Source organism: Mesoplasma lactucae ATCC 49193, assembly GCF_002441935.1.
GTDB classification, from domain to species: Bacteria; Bacillota_I; Bacilli_A; order Mycoplasmatales; family Mycoplasmataceae; genus Edwardiiplasma; species Edwardiiplasma lactucae.
On sequence record NZ_CP023668.1, the window covers coordinates 544844 to 561061 of the forward strand.

Genomic DNA, 16218 nt, shown 5'->3' on the forward strand with positions numbered 1-16218 from the left:
TTTCAAGAATCTAGTTTTTTGATTATAGTCATACTTTGAATATTTTTTTGTAGATAACCTTGACGAGTTGTGCCAAGAGCATGTACGCAACAAGGATTGCAAAGATTACTCCAACAAATGATGCTGCTGGTGGTTCCATTGCTAATGCGTTTGCAATTGGTTTTGTATATCCAATTAAGAATCCTAATCCAATTACAAGTACAGTTGTAAGATTCAATGGTCAAGTTGCTCTTGATTGAATGAACGGAATTTTTTCAGTTCTTAATACTTGAACAACAATTGCTTGAGTCATTAATCCTTCCATGAATCATCCGGCGTTGAAAGTTCTTACAGCATCACAACTTGTTTCTGGTGTTGCAAGTGTGATTCCTGCTGAAGCTCTTCAATCATTGTAGTCTCCAATTAATCCATAGCCATATCCTAAAATAGCAAAAGTTGCTACGTCGAAGATCGAGCTGACCGGACCGTTAACTAACGCGAACGGCACAATTTCCTTGGCTCGCCATTTCTGCGGCGTCTTAATAAATGATTCATCAACATCATCTTCTGCAATTGCAAATTGTGACATATCATAAATTAAGTTTTGGAATAAGATTTGAACTGGTTGCATTGGTAAGAATGGTAATCAAGCACTGGCGATAATCATTGATAAAGTATTACCAAAGTTTGATGCAGTTGTAATCTTGATATATTTCAAGATGTTCCCAAAGATTGTTCTCCCTTGTACAATTCCTTTTTCTAAAACCAATAATGATTTTTCTAAAAGAATAATATCAGAAGCATCCTTAGCAATATCAGTAGCATTGGCAACTGAAATCGCAACGTCACTTTGTCTTAAAACAGGAGCATCGTTAATTCCGTCTCCCATGTATCCAACAGTGTGTCCGTTTTCTTTTAAGACTTGTAAAATCTTAACTTTTTGAAGTGGATTTAACTTAACAAAGATATTGTTTTCTTCAACAATTCTTTTTAGTTCATATTCACTGGCACTTTCAATAACATCTCCAGTAACTAAACCTTTAATGTCTAAGTTAACCATCTTACATACCGCGCGAGTAACTTGTTCGTTATCTCCAGTTAAGATTTTCATATCTACTCCATATTTCTTAAGTAGTTTAATCATCTTAGCAGTTGATGGTTTTGGTGTATCTTGGAAAGTTGCAAATCCAACGAAAATTAAATCTTTTTCATCAGCAGGAGTAAAGTTCTTTTTCTTGTCGTCAACAGGTTTAACTGCAACTCCTAAAACACGTTTTCCTTGATTATTCATAGCTTCATAATAAGCAGAAATTTGTTTTTCCACGGTCTTAGTTTTATTAACAACTTTTCCTTGGTAATAAACTTTATTACATGATTCTAAAACTTCTTCCATACTTCCCTTAGTAACCATCATTGTTCCTTCACCTTTAATGTCAGCAACAATTGTTAATTTACGACGGTTAAAGTCAAAAGGAATTTCATCAACTTTTTTAATTTCGTTGTGAGTATTAAAGTTGTAATTATGTGATTTTACATAATCAATAACAGCAACATCCATTGGACTCTTTAATCCAGTTTGGAAATAAGAATTTATGTATAGATATTTTAATAATTTTTCATCTGATTTTTTATCAACCGTTTGATAATCAATCAAATCAATTTTGTCGTTAGTTAGAGTTCCAGTTTTATCTGTAGCTAGAATATCAATAGCTCCCAATGCTTGAATCGCATCAAGTTCTTTAACAACAACTTTTTGTTTAGCCATTTTTGTAGCACCATTTGCTAAGTTTGTAGTAACAATTAATGGCAACATTTCTGGTGTTAATCCTACGGCTACGGCTACGGCGAAGAACACAGCTTTTAATCAAGCGTGTGAATCTCCAGTTCTAGCGTATCCGACTCCACCGTTAATAAGATAAACAATGGGAACCATAATTAGCATAAAGACAATTAAAACTCTAGTTACAGATTTAACTCCTTTTTGGAAGCCACCTTCTGGACGTTTGTCTGAAATTGCTTTACTAATTGCAGCAAAGTAAGTATTTGTTCCTGTAGCTACAACTAGAGCTATAGCACTACCAGAAACTACACTAGTACCTGTGTAACAAATATTTTGTAAATCTAAAATATTGTTTTCTGCAGGTGAGGTTGCATGTTTTTCAACTGGTAAAGATTCACCAGTTAAAGAAGATTGGTTAATAAATAAGTCAGTTGACATAACGATTCTGACATCAGCTGGAACCATGTCTCCACTTGATAAATAAATTAAATCCCCTGGTACTAGGTCTTTAACATCCATTTCTTCTCCAAGTTTTACTAATGCTAATTGATCATTTTTATCAACAGTAGAAAAATCTTGTTTATCATCATTCTTACGACGAATGATATTAGTTGTACTCTCAACAATCGAAGAAATCTTTTTTGTTGAATAGTAAGTTCTTATAGTTTGAATATAAGAGATAGTTCCTGAAATAATTACCATTAGTAAAACTAAAATGGCTCCAATTAAATCAAATTTATCTCCTAATCCATCAAAAGCAAATGAATCACTAAAATAAGAAAAGAAGTTATAGATTGAAATTAAAATTAAGATGATATTAAATGGTCCAAAATAATTTTTTACAAATTCTCTTCATCAGTGGAAGTGTTGTTTGTCAATTTCGTTTTTACCGTACTTTTCTTCACGTTCTTCGTATTGTTCGTTTGTTAAACCAAACTCATTTAGATCAAAATGTTCTAATAATTGAGTTTGATCCATTTGCGAAATATTTTTTAGTTCAGCTTCATTACTAAAACGTGTTTTTCCACTACCCTTTTTTGTCTTGGGTGTTTTAGCGGGAGTTCGCTTTTCTGTTCTTTTTTGTTTGAACATTGGTTTTGCTCCTTTCGATTTTATTAATAATTAAAATCGAAATAGTGCAATAAGTTATTTTATTAACTTTAGTTGTCTATAAAGTCTAAAAGATTATTTTATTTGGAAATAAGATAACTTATGACACTATTTGATTTCTGATGATTGTGACTCGAATCAGGTGTATCACTTGATAGTAAAATTCCTTCAGTCATAAATTATCATCCCTTTCCATTTTTTAACTACTTAATATTTTATCATTATTAGATATTTAATAGTTTGTAAATTAAATTCTTTATTATATTGCTAAATCATTTATTTAAAAGATTGCATTGTTTAACTACATTTTTATATAACTTCAACACATTTAGAGTTGTATCTATGAGAAAATATTAAAAATCTAAACACTAATAAGTTTCTAGAAACTTATTTTAATTTATAAAGAAAGGATTATTAAATGTTAGAAATAAAAAATATAAAGAAAGGCTTCAAAAATCAAGAAGTTTTAAAAGGCATAAACACAGATTTTAAAGAGGGAAATGTTTATGGTTTGCTTGGTAACAATGGAGTTGGAAAAACCACCCTATTAAAAATCATCTTTAATGAACTTGATGCTGATGGTGGAGAAATTGTTTACAACAATATTGCTCAAAAAGATATCAACTACAAAGATTGATATTACTTTACAGAAACAAATGACTTACCATTAGATGTTTCAACTTATCAATTTTTAAAGACTAATTCTCTTTTAATGGGTTTATCCGATGAAGAATTCAAAAAGAGATTAAATGATGCTCAAGAAATTATTCCAATTAACTTTAAGTTAAAACAAAAGATGAAAAAGCTTTCTTCAGGACAAAAGAAAATGGTTTGTTGTCTTTCGGTTTTAATCGCAAAACCAAAAGTTGTTTTCCTAGATGAACCAACTGCTAATGTCGATCAAGAAAATAAAGAAATTATTAAAGATTTAATTAAAGCATTAAAAAGTGAAGACAGAATCATTGTTATTATTACTCACTTAATTGAAGAAATTGAAGATGTCTTAACTAATGTTGTCATTATTGATGATGGAGTTGTTAAAATCGATCAACCATTGAAAAAGAAAAGTGCTTCAGTTATCTTTGATGAAAATATAGAACAAAGAGATAAAACAAATGAAAATGAAATTTTAGGAGACTACTTAAATGAATAAAGTTAACAAGAATCAAACGCTGGAATTAACAAAAACAAGGTTTGAAGAACTTCGTTTTAAAAAGAAATACTTCATTCTATACGGAATTATTGGAGGATTAATTTTACTTTTCAGTGTTGGAATTGGCGTAATTTCTCTAGTAAATGACTTCATGGCGCAATTACAGATGTATGATCAAATCTTAATGATTGCTTCTGCTCTATCAATTGGTATTTATACGGTAGTAATCAGTGTCTGATTATTTAGAGGAGAAAAAGATAATAACATTATTAAAAATGAACAACACTATGGTTATAAATCACGTGCTATCTTTTTATCAAGGTTAATTGAATTAATAACTTGAATTGCTTTAATATTATTAACTGTCATAATTTTTAACCTAATTATTACTGCAAGTTTTAATGGCTTTAATGGCGTAATGTTATATCAATACTTAATCAGCGCTTTAGGTTGATATGCAATTACAGCAGTAATGGGTGCTGGTTTAACAGTATTGTTTGCAACTTTTGCAAATGTACTTTGGACTTCATTAGTAGGTACTCTATTAATCGTTTTAACTTTAATATTACCTATGGCTGGTGGGTTTGGAAGTTTTGACGCTGGAAAAAATGCTTATGACAAAAAAAGTAACTTACCAGATTCTTATAATTCAATACTTTTAGTAAATAGAATAAGTAATATCGCTACTGCCGATAAAGAAACTAAAATTTTAGAACAATGAGAAGACTTTGCAGGTAAAACAAATCAAGGTTGAGGACCAGATAATGGAAATTGGACAAACTATACATTCGGTTGAAACGAAAAAGATTGAGACCAAACAAAATTTGAAAAAGAATATAAGTTATACTCAGAATTCGACAACTTGTTTAAAAACAATAAAAATGATTTTGCAGATATTCATTATTCGGATATTAGTGGTTTTGCTGGGTATAAATCATATGCAAATGAACCTCTTAATAAACTACTTACAAAGCTTTTAAAATATGACTTAAAAGATTACAAACCATTAGTCCAAGCTTTAAAAGACAATTACACTCCAGATGATTATTCTGGTATTGAATTGTTAATTCCTAGTTATAAAAGCGGATATGGAGACGATGATACAAATTGAGAACAAAAAGCAGAAGATAGTGGAGCAAACAGTGCTGCACAAGTTATGTTTTATCAATTTCTTGTTACTGGACTAAATGAATCAGCAAGTTATATCAACCGTTGAAATTACGAAATTAAAGATCCATTTGATTTCCAAAATATTGCTAAAAAGATAGCAAAGAAAGCTATTTATAACCCATTAACTCAATTTAACTTAATGTTCTTTGGAGTTGATTGTAAACACGGTATTAAAACTAACTACGCAAACCAAAACTCTTATATTTATATGAGTTTAGCAATGTATAAATTAGATAAAACACCTAATCCAACTGACAAAGATCACTATACTGGTTGATATGATATTCAACCAAAAAGAGTTGTCAAAGTTGAAGGTTTATACGTAGGATATTTTGTTTTAAACGCTTTACTAATTTTCGCTTCATACTGAATCTTTAGAAAACAAATTAAAAAATAAAATTAAATAACAAAAAAAGGAATCGCAAGATTCCTTTTTCATTTACTCATTTATTATTTTTCTGAGTTTGGGTTTGGTTTTAAGAATTCTTTGATAAGACTTGGTTGAGTCATTTCTTTTGGTTTTTGAATTCCCATTAATTCAAGAATAGTTGGAGCTACATCAGCGATTGCTGGATCTTCACTTTCAGGAATTAATTCAACGTTTTTATCAGTAATGATAATTGGTACTAAATCACTTGTGTGTTTTTTGTTTGGTTGACCTTTTGAGTCTAACATTACTTCAGCATTCCCGTGGTCTGCTGTAATAACCATAATTCCGTTGTGTTTAGTTACAAAGTCATTGTAGATACGTTCTAATTGTTTGTCTAAGCATTTAACAGCTTCAACAGTCGCTTTTAAATCACCAGTATGTCCAACCATGTCACAGTTTGCAAAGTTTAAAACAATTAAATCAAATTCGTTTTTATTAATTTCTTCTAATAATTTGTCTGTGATTTTTGGTGCTGACATTTCAGGAGCTAAGTTATAAGTTGCTACGTTTGGTGAAGCAATTAAATCAATGCTTGCACCAGGTAAAGTAATTTCATTAGGTTTAGCTAAACCGTTTTTGAAATAATCATTTCCTCCATCAAAGAAGAAAGTAACGTGAGCAATTTTTTCAGTTTCAGCTATACGTAATTGTTTGTATCCTGCTTGACTAACAACTTGTCCTAAAGTTTCAGTTAATGGGTGTGGTGGATATGCGATGTGTTTTGAACCAACAGTGTCAGCATATTTCATCATTGATACGAAGTAAATATCGTTTCCGATAAATTCTTGGTTTTTAAATGATGGATCTTGTCATGCTGCATATGAGTGGTTTGTCATGATTGATGCCATTTGAATAGCGCGGTCAGGACGGAAGTTAGTAAAGATGATTGAATCACCTTTACTTAATCCAGGTGTAACGTTTTTGTTATATGCTGGAATTAACATTTCATCATCATTTCCAGCAGCATATTGTTCATTAATATATGCAATTGGATCTGTGAATGATGGTGAATCTTTACGATCAACGATTGCATCATAAGCTTTAGCCATACGGTCTCAACGTTTATCACGATCCATTGCGTAGTAACGTCCACTTAATGAAGCGATTTGTCCAACTCCGCCGTTTTCTTTAATTACATTTAATAAAGTATTAATGTAACCTTCTGCACATCTAGGAGCAGTATCTCTACCATCAGTAATTAAATCAAATTTAATATCTTTTACTCCATATTTAACTGCAGCTTTATAAATTCCAATCATATGGTTCATGTGAGCATGAACTCCACCATCTGAGAATAATCCCATTAAGTGTAATGATGTGTTGTTGTCTTTGGCATTTTTGAAAGCAGCAACGATTTCTGGATTAGTTCCTAATGAACCATCTTTAGCAGCGTTGTCTAATTTCATTAATGATTCAGGGTTAATTCTCCCTGCCCCTAAGTGGATGTGTCCAACTTCTGAGTTTCCCATTTGACCATCAGGCAATCCAACTCATTTTCCTGAGGCATGAGCTTGAACTCATGGGTATTCTTTTTCTAATTCTTTTACAAAAGTCATATTAGCGTCAGTAACAGCGTTACCTTCTGATGCAGGGGCAATTCCTCATCCATCAAGAATAGCTAATAAAATTGGTTGTTTCACTTTCATGAAAAATCCTTCTTCCTATTTTTCGTTCAAAATATATTTATCAATTGCTTCAGCAACTCCACCTTCAACATTAGTTTTATTAATGTGAATTTGAGCAACTTTTTTAACAGCATCAACAGAGTTTTCCAATGAAACCCCTCATTTTACATACTCGATCATTGGTAAATCGTTCATTCCATCCCCAATGGCCATTGTTTGTTCATGAGGAACTTTAAATTCCTCTGCAAGATATTTCACAGCAAAGGCTTTATTAATTCCTTTAGCATTGATTTCTAAAACATGTTCTTTTGCAGATAATGCATGTTCTAATCCTAATTTTTGAACCTCTTTAATGTATTCTTCAGAAACATTAAAAGCTAATAGTTTAAAGAAACTATAATTGAAGTTATCTTCAACGTCATCGAATAAGATATATTCTCCGTCAAAGAATCCAGATTCAAATACTCATCCTTCAGTATGATTTGTATCACGCGATTGGACAACAGTATTTAAATCATCAACATACCCTCAAACTTCAACATCAGGGTATTTGTTTTTAGCAAGGTCAAATAATGTTTTTGCATCAGTTGAACTAATTGGTGATGATTTTAAGATTTTTTTATCATTAAAGTCATAAATACAAGCTCCATTGCATGCAGCAATTAAAGCATTTTTATAGTTCAAACCGTTTTCAACTAGTTTATTTTGTTTTGCTAAAGCAGGACGACCAGTCACAATTACAACGTCAACTCCTTTTTCTAAGGCTTGTTGAATTGGTTTAACATTGGCTGGAACGATTTCACCACCCTTATAATAAGTGGTTCCATCCATATCTAAAGCTAATAGTTTAATTTTCATAGTCGTTTCTTTCTTATTATTTATTATTTGTTAAAGTTGATTAATTCGATGTAATCTTCTGCTACCATTGATGCTCCACCAACTAGTGCTCCATCAATATCTTTTTGTTTCATTAAGTCTTTTACGTTAGCAGGTTTTACTGATCCACCATATTGAATAACGATATCTTTAGCAACAGTTTTGTTGTAAATTTTTCCTAAAGTATCACGAATCATTGCACAAACATCTTGAGCAATTTCAGGAGTTGCGGTTTTACCAGTTCCGATAGCTCAGATTGGTTCATAAGCAACAATAGCTTTTCTAGCTTGTTCTGCTGGGATATCTTTGAATGCTTTTTTAATTTGGTTAGCTACAAAAGTATTAGTTTTTCCAGCTTCATAAGTTTCTAAAGTTTCTCCACAACAAATTACAGTAATCATGTCTGCGTTTAATAAAGCTTTTGCTTTTAAGTTAACTGTTTCATCAGTTTCTCCAAACATTTGTCTTCTTTCTGAGTGACCAATGATTGCTCCTTTTACTCCAATTTCTTGTAGCATTGGGATTGAGATTTCTCCAGTGTAAGCACCAGATTCAGCTCAACAAACGTTTTCAGCAATAATATCAATGTTTTTTGCTTTTTTAACAGCAGTTTCTAATGCAGTATAAGGTACAGCTAATCCTGCTCTTACTCCTTCATTTTTGCTTTTTTTGTCAACAGCTTTTAAGAAAGCTTTAACATCGGCATTAGTACCGTTCATTTTTCAGTTTCCGTAAATAAATTTATCTTTCATAATAATGATTTTCCTCCGTTTTTAATCGTTCTAATTATAACATTTTTAAAATTAACATTTGTTTTCAAAAATGATTCATAAGTTATAACAATTAGTTAATTAATTTTGCTGCATCGTGATCGATAATCACAGTGAAATCAGGGTGATTTTTTAATGCAGTTACTGGTCATTCTTCATTTGGTCCGTCTTGAACTAAATGATAGATTGCTTCAGCTTTAGCTTCTCCTGTAGCAATTAAAATGATTTTTTTAGCTTTTAAAATTGAACCAATTCCCATTGAAACAGCTTTTGTAGGAACTTCTGATGGTGATGAGAAGAATCTAGCGTTTGCTTTAATAGTTGCTGGTGCTAATTCAACTTCATGAGTTAATTCAGTAAATGATGAACCAGGTTCATTAAACCCAATGTGACCATTAACTCCTAAACCTAATAATTGCACATCAATTCCACCAGCTTTAGCAATTAAAGCATCATATGCTTGAGGATCTTTTAATCCTTCTGGTGTAACGCTTGGGAAGTTTGTGTTTGTTTTGTGAATATCAATATGGTCAAATAATTCTTTGTCCATAAATTCACGATATGAATGTCCTGAATTTAGTTTTAAACCAATGTATTCATCTAAGTTAAAAGTAGTTACATTTTTAAATGAAATCACTTTTTCATGGTTTAAATCTCTTAAGTGTTCATAGGTTGGTAATGGTGTTGAACCAGTTGCTAATCCTAAAACAGCATTATCGTGTTTTTTAATTTCGTCTGCGATGATTTGAGCGGTTTTATGACCAACAGCTCCAGCATCATTTAATTTAATAATTTCCATAGTATTTTCTTCTTTCTAAAAACTATTTTTATTCACTCTTATTTTATCTTGTTAGTGAAAAGAAAGAAAATAAAAACAAAAAAAGAAGCACTAAAAGTGCTTCTGTAAATATCTTTTTCGTAATGGTGGTTGTGGACGGAATTGAACCGCCGACACGCAGAGCTTCAATCTGCTGCTCTACCGACTGAGCTACACAACCATAAAATAAAAATGGCGACCCCAACGAGACTCGAACTCGTGATCTCCTCCGTGACAGGGAGGCGCGATAACCAACTTCGCTATGGGGCCACTTTGGTTGCGGGGGCTGGACTTGAACCAACGACCTTCGGGTTATGAGCCCGACGAGCTACCAACTGCTCCACCCCGCGATAATATAAATAATAATAATGGCGGAAGATGAGGGATTCGAACCCCCGCTCGGCTTTCACCGACTCCCGGTTTTCAAGACCGGTCCCTTCAGCCAGACTTGGGTAATCTTCCGTTATAAAGAATGTTCCACAAGGTCCATTTCATTGCTATAAATGGTGGACCTTATTGGACTTGAACCAATGACCGTCCGGTTATGAGCCGGATGCTCTAACCAACTGAGCTAAAGGTCCTTGAATAAATGGTAGCGGGAAAGAGATTTGAACTCTTGACCTCACGGGTATGAACCGTGCGCTCTAACCAACTGAGCTATCCCGCCAAAAAAAATATAAAAATGGTGGACCCGATCGGGATCGAACCGACGACCCCCTGCGTGCAAGGCAGGTGCTCTCCCAGCTGAGCTACGGGCCCATTATTTAAATGGTCGGGAAGACAGGATTCGAACCTGCGACCCTTCGGTCCCAAACCGAATGCTCTACCAAGCTGAGCCACTTCCCGATATAAATAATAGGTGTCATTAGTGATAAGTTATTACATTAACAACACCACTGATTTCAATAATGGTGCGCCTAGAGGGACTCGAACCCCCAACCTTTTGATCCGTAGTCAAACGATCTATCCAATTGATCTATAGGCGCATATTTGTTTTTATCAGTGCGTATTTCTAACGGTTTAAACTCGTTTTCCCTAACGACTTTTAGATTATAGCAAACAACTAGAAAATAAAGCAAGTATATTTTTACTATTTTTCCAAAAAAATTAAAAAAAGATAACTTTATGCTCAAAAGATAAAAAAATAGCTTTTTTCAAAGCTATTTTTGCTTGTTTTTTCTAAGTTGGAGGTACTGACCGGATTCGAACCGGTGATCAGGGTGTTGCAGACCCATGCCTTAGGCCACTTGGCTACAGTACCATAAATGTCTTGTTTAAAGACACGACCTTAATATTATAAGAATAAATATTAATTTAAACAAGTAAAATGACATGACTTTCAAAATAAAAACTTAGTATTTTAAAACTAAGCTTAATTTAATTATTATTTATAGATTTTTTTGTTTTTAAAATCAATAGTTAAAGGTTTATTTAACTCAACAATTAACATTGGTTTACAATGAGAAAAATCAACATCATAAACAATCGGAATTTTCTTATCATCCATTAATTCTAATAAGATATCAATTGGTTTTTTATTTGAATTTTGATCATTAAATTGTTCATGTTTTCCTAAGATAATTGCAGATACTTTATCAAAGGCTTTATTTAATTTTAAGAAATTAAAGTTCTTTTCAACAGTTTCAGCATCTTTACAACTATCTTCGATTAATAAAATATCACCAGATTTAATTTCTAATCCATATTCACTATTTCAAGTTCCTAAGATTGTATTTAAGTTTCCACCAATAACTCTACCAGTAATTGTTTCTTTAGAGTTTATAAAGAATCATTCATTTTTATGAAAGTTCTTTTCGGATTCATATTCTTCTCAATTCTTTCTATCGTCAGTTCATTTAACTGGTGTTTGATATTCGTAATTCGGCTTATTAATAGCATTGATAAAAGAATCATAAGTTATTTCACGACAATAGTCTTCAAAATCACCAAATGATGGAATTAAAGCAGGTCCATAAAAGACTCTAACGTTTGGTGATTTTCTAATAACAGCAGTTAATAAAGCAGTTGAATCAGAGTAACCACAAACGATTTTTGTTTTCTGATTTAAACTATCAAAATCAATATAAGGTAAAACAGAACTTGTATTTGAACCACCAACACTAGCCATTAAAACGTCAACATTTTGATTAACTAAATCATTAATCTCGTTTCCCCTTTCAATTGATGTTCCAGTTCTATAGCTATCTTCTTTTCTTAAAAGTTTTCCTTCTATAACTTCATTTCCTTTTAGAGTTAAAAACTCAATTGCACGATTAGTTCTTTTTGGATATCTTTTTCCTAAAGGTGTTGATGATGAATAAATTCCAATTTTCATAAATAACTTATCTCCAAATCTTTTTTTGATTTTAGCATTTTAGCTTTTATTAAAGTTTATGAACTATAAAAAAACAAGAATTTTACAATTCTTGTTAATTAATTATTTAGAGTTAATACTTGTTAATAATTTATTATATAAATCTACTAAGTAGGCATCTAACTCATTATTGTTTTGGAATGATAATGGTTCATCATATACTTTTGTGTATTCTGGGTCTGTTACGATTGGTTTGTAAAGTTCTGCATAATCTTTAAATTCGTTTTCTTCACCATCAATTTCAGGTTGTGTTGAAATTGCCTTTAAAGCACTGTCAACTGGTGAAGCTAACCCAACATACATTGAGTTATCAGTTGCATTTTGTTCATTGTACATAAAGTTAATGAACTCATAAGCAGCATCACGGTGAGTTTCTTTAATTCCTTTTGAAACAACCATACTATCTGAATAAACGTTAGTACGTTGTTCAACTTCACCAATACCTTCTAATGGAGATAGGACTTTGTCTTTAACTCTTCCATAGGCATAAGTTTTTTTCAAGTTTGATGGACGGTTAGTTTCGGCATACAAAGCATCACCACTATACATCATAGCAACATCAAATTGACCAGTTTGAGCAGTAGTAATTAAACTATCTCCTTCAACCATATCAATGTTTTTATTTTTAATTAACCCAGTTAAATAATCATAAGCATGGTTTACTTCATCTTTGTTAACTAAGTTATTTTTCCCATAAAGAATTTGTGAAGCAATCATAAAGATATTTTTAGGATCGTTATTTAGTTTAACTTTTAAACCAGCATCAGCAGCTTCTTGTAAAAGTTGTCAATTAATTTTTCCACTTAACATTCCTTCTTGGCCTTCTTCTTCACTAATTGTAATGTTTTTACTTTTTAAGAAGTTAACAACCGCCTGGTTGTTAGTGTTAAAGACTAAGACAACATCTCCTCAGAAATAAGGAACTGCATAGTCTAAAATTGTTTGTTCAGTTTTTCCACCATCAGTATCGTTATTAACGTTAACTTTTGATTGAGCCATTAAATCAATTAAAGCTTGATTGATAGTTGCTTTATCTTTATCAGTTTCAGCTGCTAATGAAACTTGGTTTTTAGCAGCAGTTGCAACTGGAGCATTAATATTTAGTTTAGATCAATCAATTTCTTCAATTCTATTTTCGTTTGCTAATCTTTGAACCATGTAATCTGATGGAACCATTAAGTCATATTTAAATGAATATAACTTAGTATATAAAGTTTCATTAGCATCATAAGTTTGATAGTTAACTTTATAACCAGTTTCTTTTTCAAACTTATTAATTAGTTCAGGATCAATATATTCTCCTCAGTTAGCTACAGTTAAATCGTAGATATTATTTTTAACATAAGCTACAGTTAATCCAGAAAATGCTGCTATAGCTACTAGAGCTACAGAAATAATTTTTCAAGATTTTTGGAATCAGTTTTTTGATTTTGGTGCAATATCATCACTATCTGGAGCAAATAATTTATTATGCTTATTAGTTACTTTAACTTGTAATTTATCAATCTTATTTTCTTCACTCACAATGTTTTGTTGTAAACGGTGTAAATAAGTTTCTAAATAAGTTTCTCTTTGCGCAGAAATGATTTGTGTAGTAGTTTGAGTTTTGGCTCTTTTTAAGCGTTTATCATAACTACTTGTGATTGGTGTTCAAACATAAACTTGAGGAGTTAAAGCATCAAGTTTTGCTTGTAGTTCAGAAATTTTATTGTTTCTTAAATCACGTGTAGCACGTAATTTTTCTGTAGTCATACGAAGTTTGTAGTGGTTCTTGCCTTCTTCAACTTCGATTTTTCATTCTTTTAAAATCTTAATTTTTTTCTTATATCAAGTGATATCTTTTTTAGATAAGTTTCCAGCTTCTAATTCAACATTGTATTCAGTTTCTCAACGATCAATTTGACGTTGAATTTTTTTAGCTTGTTTAGCAGCTTTTTCATCTCGGTTTTCGATTCATTCGATTTCAGATTCTAAGTCTGCTTTTTTATCATTTAATTTATCTAGTTGTAAAGAAATCTTAGCAACACGTTTAGCATCGTTTGCCTTTTTTTGCATTTCTTCTGTTTTTTTAGCAATAGATTTTTCACAACGTTCTAAACGAGAGTAGTAACGTTTTTCGTTTCTAATTTCGTTTCTAATTTTGTATTGTTTTCATTCTAATCTTGAAATTTTTTTATCATAATTCTTAATTGAATAAATTTTAATTAAGAACTTTAATCAGAAGTATTTGACTCATAAACTTAATCTATGAGTCTTTTTAACAACCATTTGGGTGTTTAAAGCAATGTAATCTTCATTTAGTTTTTTGTAATACTTATCAAAGGTTTTAGCTTTGTAATATCCTCCACGTAATGCTTCTTCAGTTTCTTTTTTCTTAATCTTAATAACTTGAATTGCGTTTCAAATAATAATAACCAAAAGAATTGCTGCTACTAATAAAGTACCAAAAGCATAAATAAATGGTTTTACTTTTTTTGCAGTATAAATAAAAGTCGAAACGTTAGTTTGTGGTCCCCCAGTGAAATAAGAAATGATAAAGTCATCAAAACTCATTGCAAAAGCAATTGCTCCAGCAGTAATAAAGGCTGGTTTTAAAATTGGCAGAATAACTTTAAATAAAATTTGGTGCGGTTTACTTCCTAAATCTTGAGCTGCTTCAAGAGTTGATTTATCAATCTTTCTCATTCTTGGCATAATTGTGATTAAAACATAAGGAACATTAAAGGAAATATGAGCAAAAATCAAAGTTCCAATTCCAAAGTTTACACCAGATAATAAGAAAATAATCATTAATGAAACTGCAGTTACAACATCAGCATTAATTAACGGAATGTTTGCAATTCCTAGTCATGATTTTTGCGTAATTTTTTTACATCTTGATAAACCAATTGCAGCAGCTCCTCCAATTACAAGAGAAACTGCAGTTGAAATTACCGCTACAAAAAGTGAAGTAATAATTGATCTGACAAATGGTGAGTTGTGTACAAAATCATCATATGCTTTTCCACTAAATCCTTCAAAAACATTAACTGTATCTCCAGAGTTAAATGAAAATACAATCATGATAATGATTGGGATATAAATGAAAAGCATTATGATTGCGAAGTACGAGCTTTTTCAGAATTTCTTCATGATTTTTTACCTCCCTTCCCGTTTTTCTCAAACTTATTAGAGATAGCCTTAATAATTAACATTAATAAGAAAACCATAATAGTTAAGACAACAGCAATAGCGCTTCCATAACCGAAGTTTGCTCCTTTAAAGAAATAAGATTCGATAATAGAAGAAATTAAAGTAATCTTTCCAGCTCCAAGGTAGTGAACAACAATCAATGAAGTTGCAGCTTGAACAATTACTAATGAAAATCCAGTTAAAATCCCTGGCATTGTTTCACGTAAAGTGATTGTAAAAAAGGTTTTAGTACGACTGCAGCCTAAATCCATGGCAGCTTCTTCTAAATCAATATTACGAGAAATTACAGAATCATAGATCGGTGTAATTGCAAATGGTAAAAACATGTAAACCATCCCAACAATTACAGCAATTGGGGTTCCTAAAAAAGTTGGACTTAACAAGTAGAAAAATGATTGTAGTCCTAAAACTTTTAATAACATTGAGATTCAAATTGGTAAAGTCACTAAAACTCAAACATTTTTAGCCAAGATTTTTGAGCGCATTTGCCCCATCATATATGCAATTGGATATCCAACAATAACACATAGTAAAGAAGCTATTAAAGCATAAGCAATTGATAATCCAAGTGCAATCATAATCCCACGATCAGTAAACATTTTAATATAGTTTTCAAAAGTTGATTTAAATTGGATTGCATCTCCAGTTGGTTGAATAAATGAGTAGATGATTACAGCAATTAAAGGGAGAATCACCAAAAAGACCATAACTAACACGAATGGTGCTAATCAAGGTCAAACGCGATCATGAAACATTTTAAAAATTTTACTATCAGTGATAGTTTCGTTCATGTCTTTAATTCTGTTTTTACGTTTTAAACGATTCTTACGTTTTTTTTCTGAAGTAGAAATTTCTTTTTGTAGCTCTTCTTGTTCTTGAGCATCTACCTGTACGATTTCTTCTGGTTCAGGTGTAGTATTATTATTTCTTTTCAATTGTGTT

At 31.4% G+C, this 16218-nt stretch carries 10 protein-coding genes and 10 tRNA genes; 2 read left to right on the forward strand and 18 right to left on the reverse strand.

Translation table 4 applies throughout. The features are described 5' to 3' along the window. Positions 1–22: 22 nt before the first annotated feature. Positions 23–2851, reverse strand: coding sequence for a magnesium-translocating P-type ATPase (gene mgtA, locus CP520_RS02400; protein WP_096862880.1), 2829 nt, complete (start codon positions 2849–2851; stop codon positions 23–25). A gap of 436 nt (positions 2852–3287) precedes the next feature. On the opposite strand from mgtA, the gene CP520_RS02405 reads away from it, so the two are divergent. Both CP520_RS02405 and CP520_RS02410 read left to right on the forward strand, forming a co-directional pair. Beyond that, positions 3288–4022, forward strand: coding sequence for an ATP-binding cassette domain-containing protein (locus CP520_RS02405; RefSeq protein WP_096862881.1), 735 nt, complete (start codon positions 3288–3290; stop codon positions 4020–4022). Beyond that, entirely contained in the window at positions 4015–5589 is a 1575-nt protein-coding gene (locus CP520_RS02410) for an ABC-2 transporter permease (RefSeq protein ID WP_096862882.1), read from the forward strand. The genes CP520_RS02405 and CP520_RS02410 overlap by 8 nt, the downstream gene beginning before the upstream one ends. Before the next feature lie 53 nt (positions 5590–5642). On the opposite strand, the gene gpmI is transcribed toward CP520_RS02410, so the two are convergent. From gpmI to potB, 17 genes are all read right to left on the reverse strand, one after another. After that, on the reverse strand, positions 5643–7268 hold the full coding sequence (gpmI, locus tag CP520_RS02415) for a 2,3-bisphosphoglycerate-independent phosphoglycerate mutase (RefSeq protein ID WP_096862883.1): 1626 nt from the start codon (positions 7266–7268) through the stop codon (positions 5643–5645). A gap of 15 nt (positions 7269–7283) precedes the next feature. Beyond that, complete coding sequence (locus CP520_RS02420) at positions 7284–8105, reverse strand: Cof-type HAD-IIB family hydrolase (RefSeq protein WP_096862884.1); 822 nt, start codon at positions 8103–8105, stop codon at positions 7284–7286. 23 nt (positions 8106–8128) lie between these two features. Then, entirely contained in the window at positions 8129–8875 is a 747-nt protein-coding gene (gene tpiA, locus CP520_RS02425; RefSeq protein WP_096862885.1) for a triose-phosphate isomerase, read from the reverse strand. A 91-nt stretch (positions 8876–8966) separates the two neighbouring features. Next, the gene (nagB, locus tag CP520_RS02430; RefSeq protein WP_096862886.1) at positions 8967–9692 is read right to left on the reverse strand and encodes a glucosamine-6-phosphate deaminase; all 726 of its coding nucleotides are present in this window, start codon (positions 9690–9692) and stop codon (positions 8967–8969) included. A 123-nt stretch (positions 9693–9815) separates the two neighbouring features. After that, positions 9816–9891 (reverse strand) — tRNA-Phe (locus CP520_RS02435). A 12-nt stretch (positions 9892–9903) separates the two neighbouring features. Then, positions 9904–9980: transfer RNA gene (locus CP520_RS02440), tRNA-Asp, on the reverse strand. A 4-nt stretch (positions 9981–9984) separates the two neighbouring features. Continuing rightward, positions 9985–10060 (reverse strand) — tRNA-Met (locus tag CP520_RS02445). A gap of 19 nt (positions 10061–10079) precedes the next feature. Further along, positions 10080–10172 (reverse strand) — tRNA-Ser (locus tag CP520_RS02450). 42 nt (positions 10173–10214) lie between these two features. Then, a tRNA-Ile gene (locus CP520_RS02455) sits at positions 10215–10291 on the reverse strand. A 9-nt stretch (positions 10292–10300) separates the two neighbouring features. Next, positions 10301–10377: transfer RNA gene (locus CP520_RS02460), tRNA-Met, on the reverse strand. Positions 10378–10393: 16 nt separating this feature from the next. After that, positions 10394–10469, reverse strand: a tRNA-Ala gene (locus CP520_RS02465). Between the two features lie 10 nt (positions 10470–10479). Further along, positions 10480–10556: transfer RNA gene (locus CP520_RS02470), tRNA-Pro, on the reverse strand. Between the two features lie 63 nt (positions 10557–10619). Next, positions 10620–10696: transfer RNA gene (locus CP520_RS02475), tRNA-Arg, on the reverse strand. Positions 10697–10895: 199 nt separating this feature from the next. Beyond that, positions 10896–10971 (reverse strand) — tRNA-Cys (locus CP520_RS02480). Between the two features lie 123 nt (positions 10972–11094). Next, complete coding sequence (locus CP520_RS02485) at positions 11095–12045, reverse strand: S66 family peptidase (RefSeq protein WP_096862887.1); 951 nt, start codon at positions 12043–12045, stop codon at positions 11095–11097. 102 nt (positions 12046–12147) lie between these two features. Then, positions 12148–15216 carry a spermidine/putrescine ABC transporter permease/substrate-binding protein gene (gene potCD / locus CP520_RS02490; protein WP_096862888.1) on the reverse strand — a complete coding sequence of 1023 codons (3069 nt, stop codon included), beginning with the start codon at positions 15214–15216 and terminating at the stop codon, positions 12148–12150. Continuing rightward, positions 15177–16211 (reverse strand): spermidine/putrescine ABC transporter permease, encoded by a 1035-nt coding sequence (gene potB / locus CP520_RS02495; protein ID WP_245832600.1) that lies wholly within the window; start codon positions 16209–16211, stop codon positions 15177–15179. Before potB ends, potCD begins: the two co-directional genes overlap by 40 nt. Positions 16212–16218 lie beyond the last annotated feature (7 nt).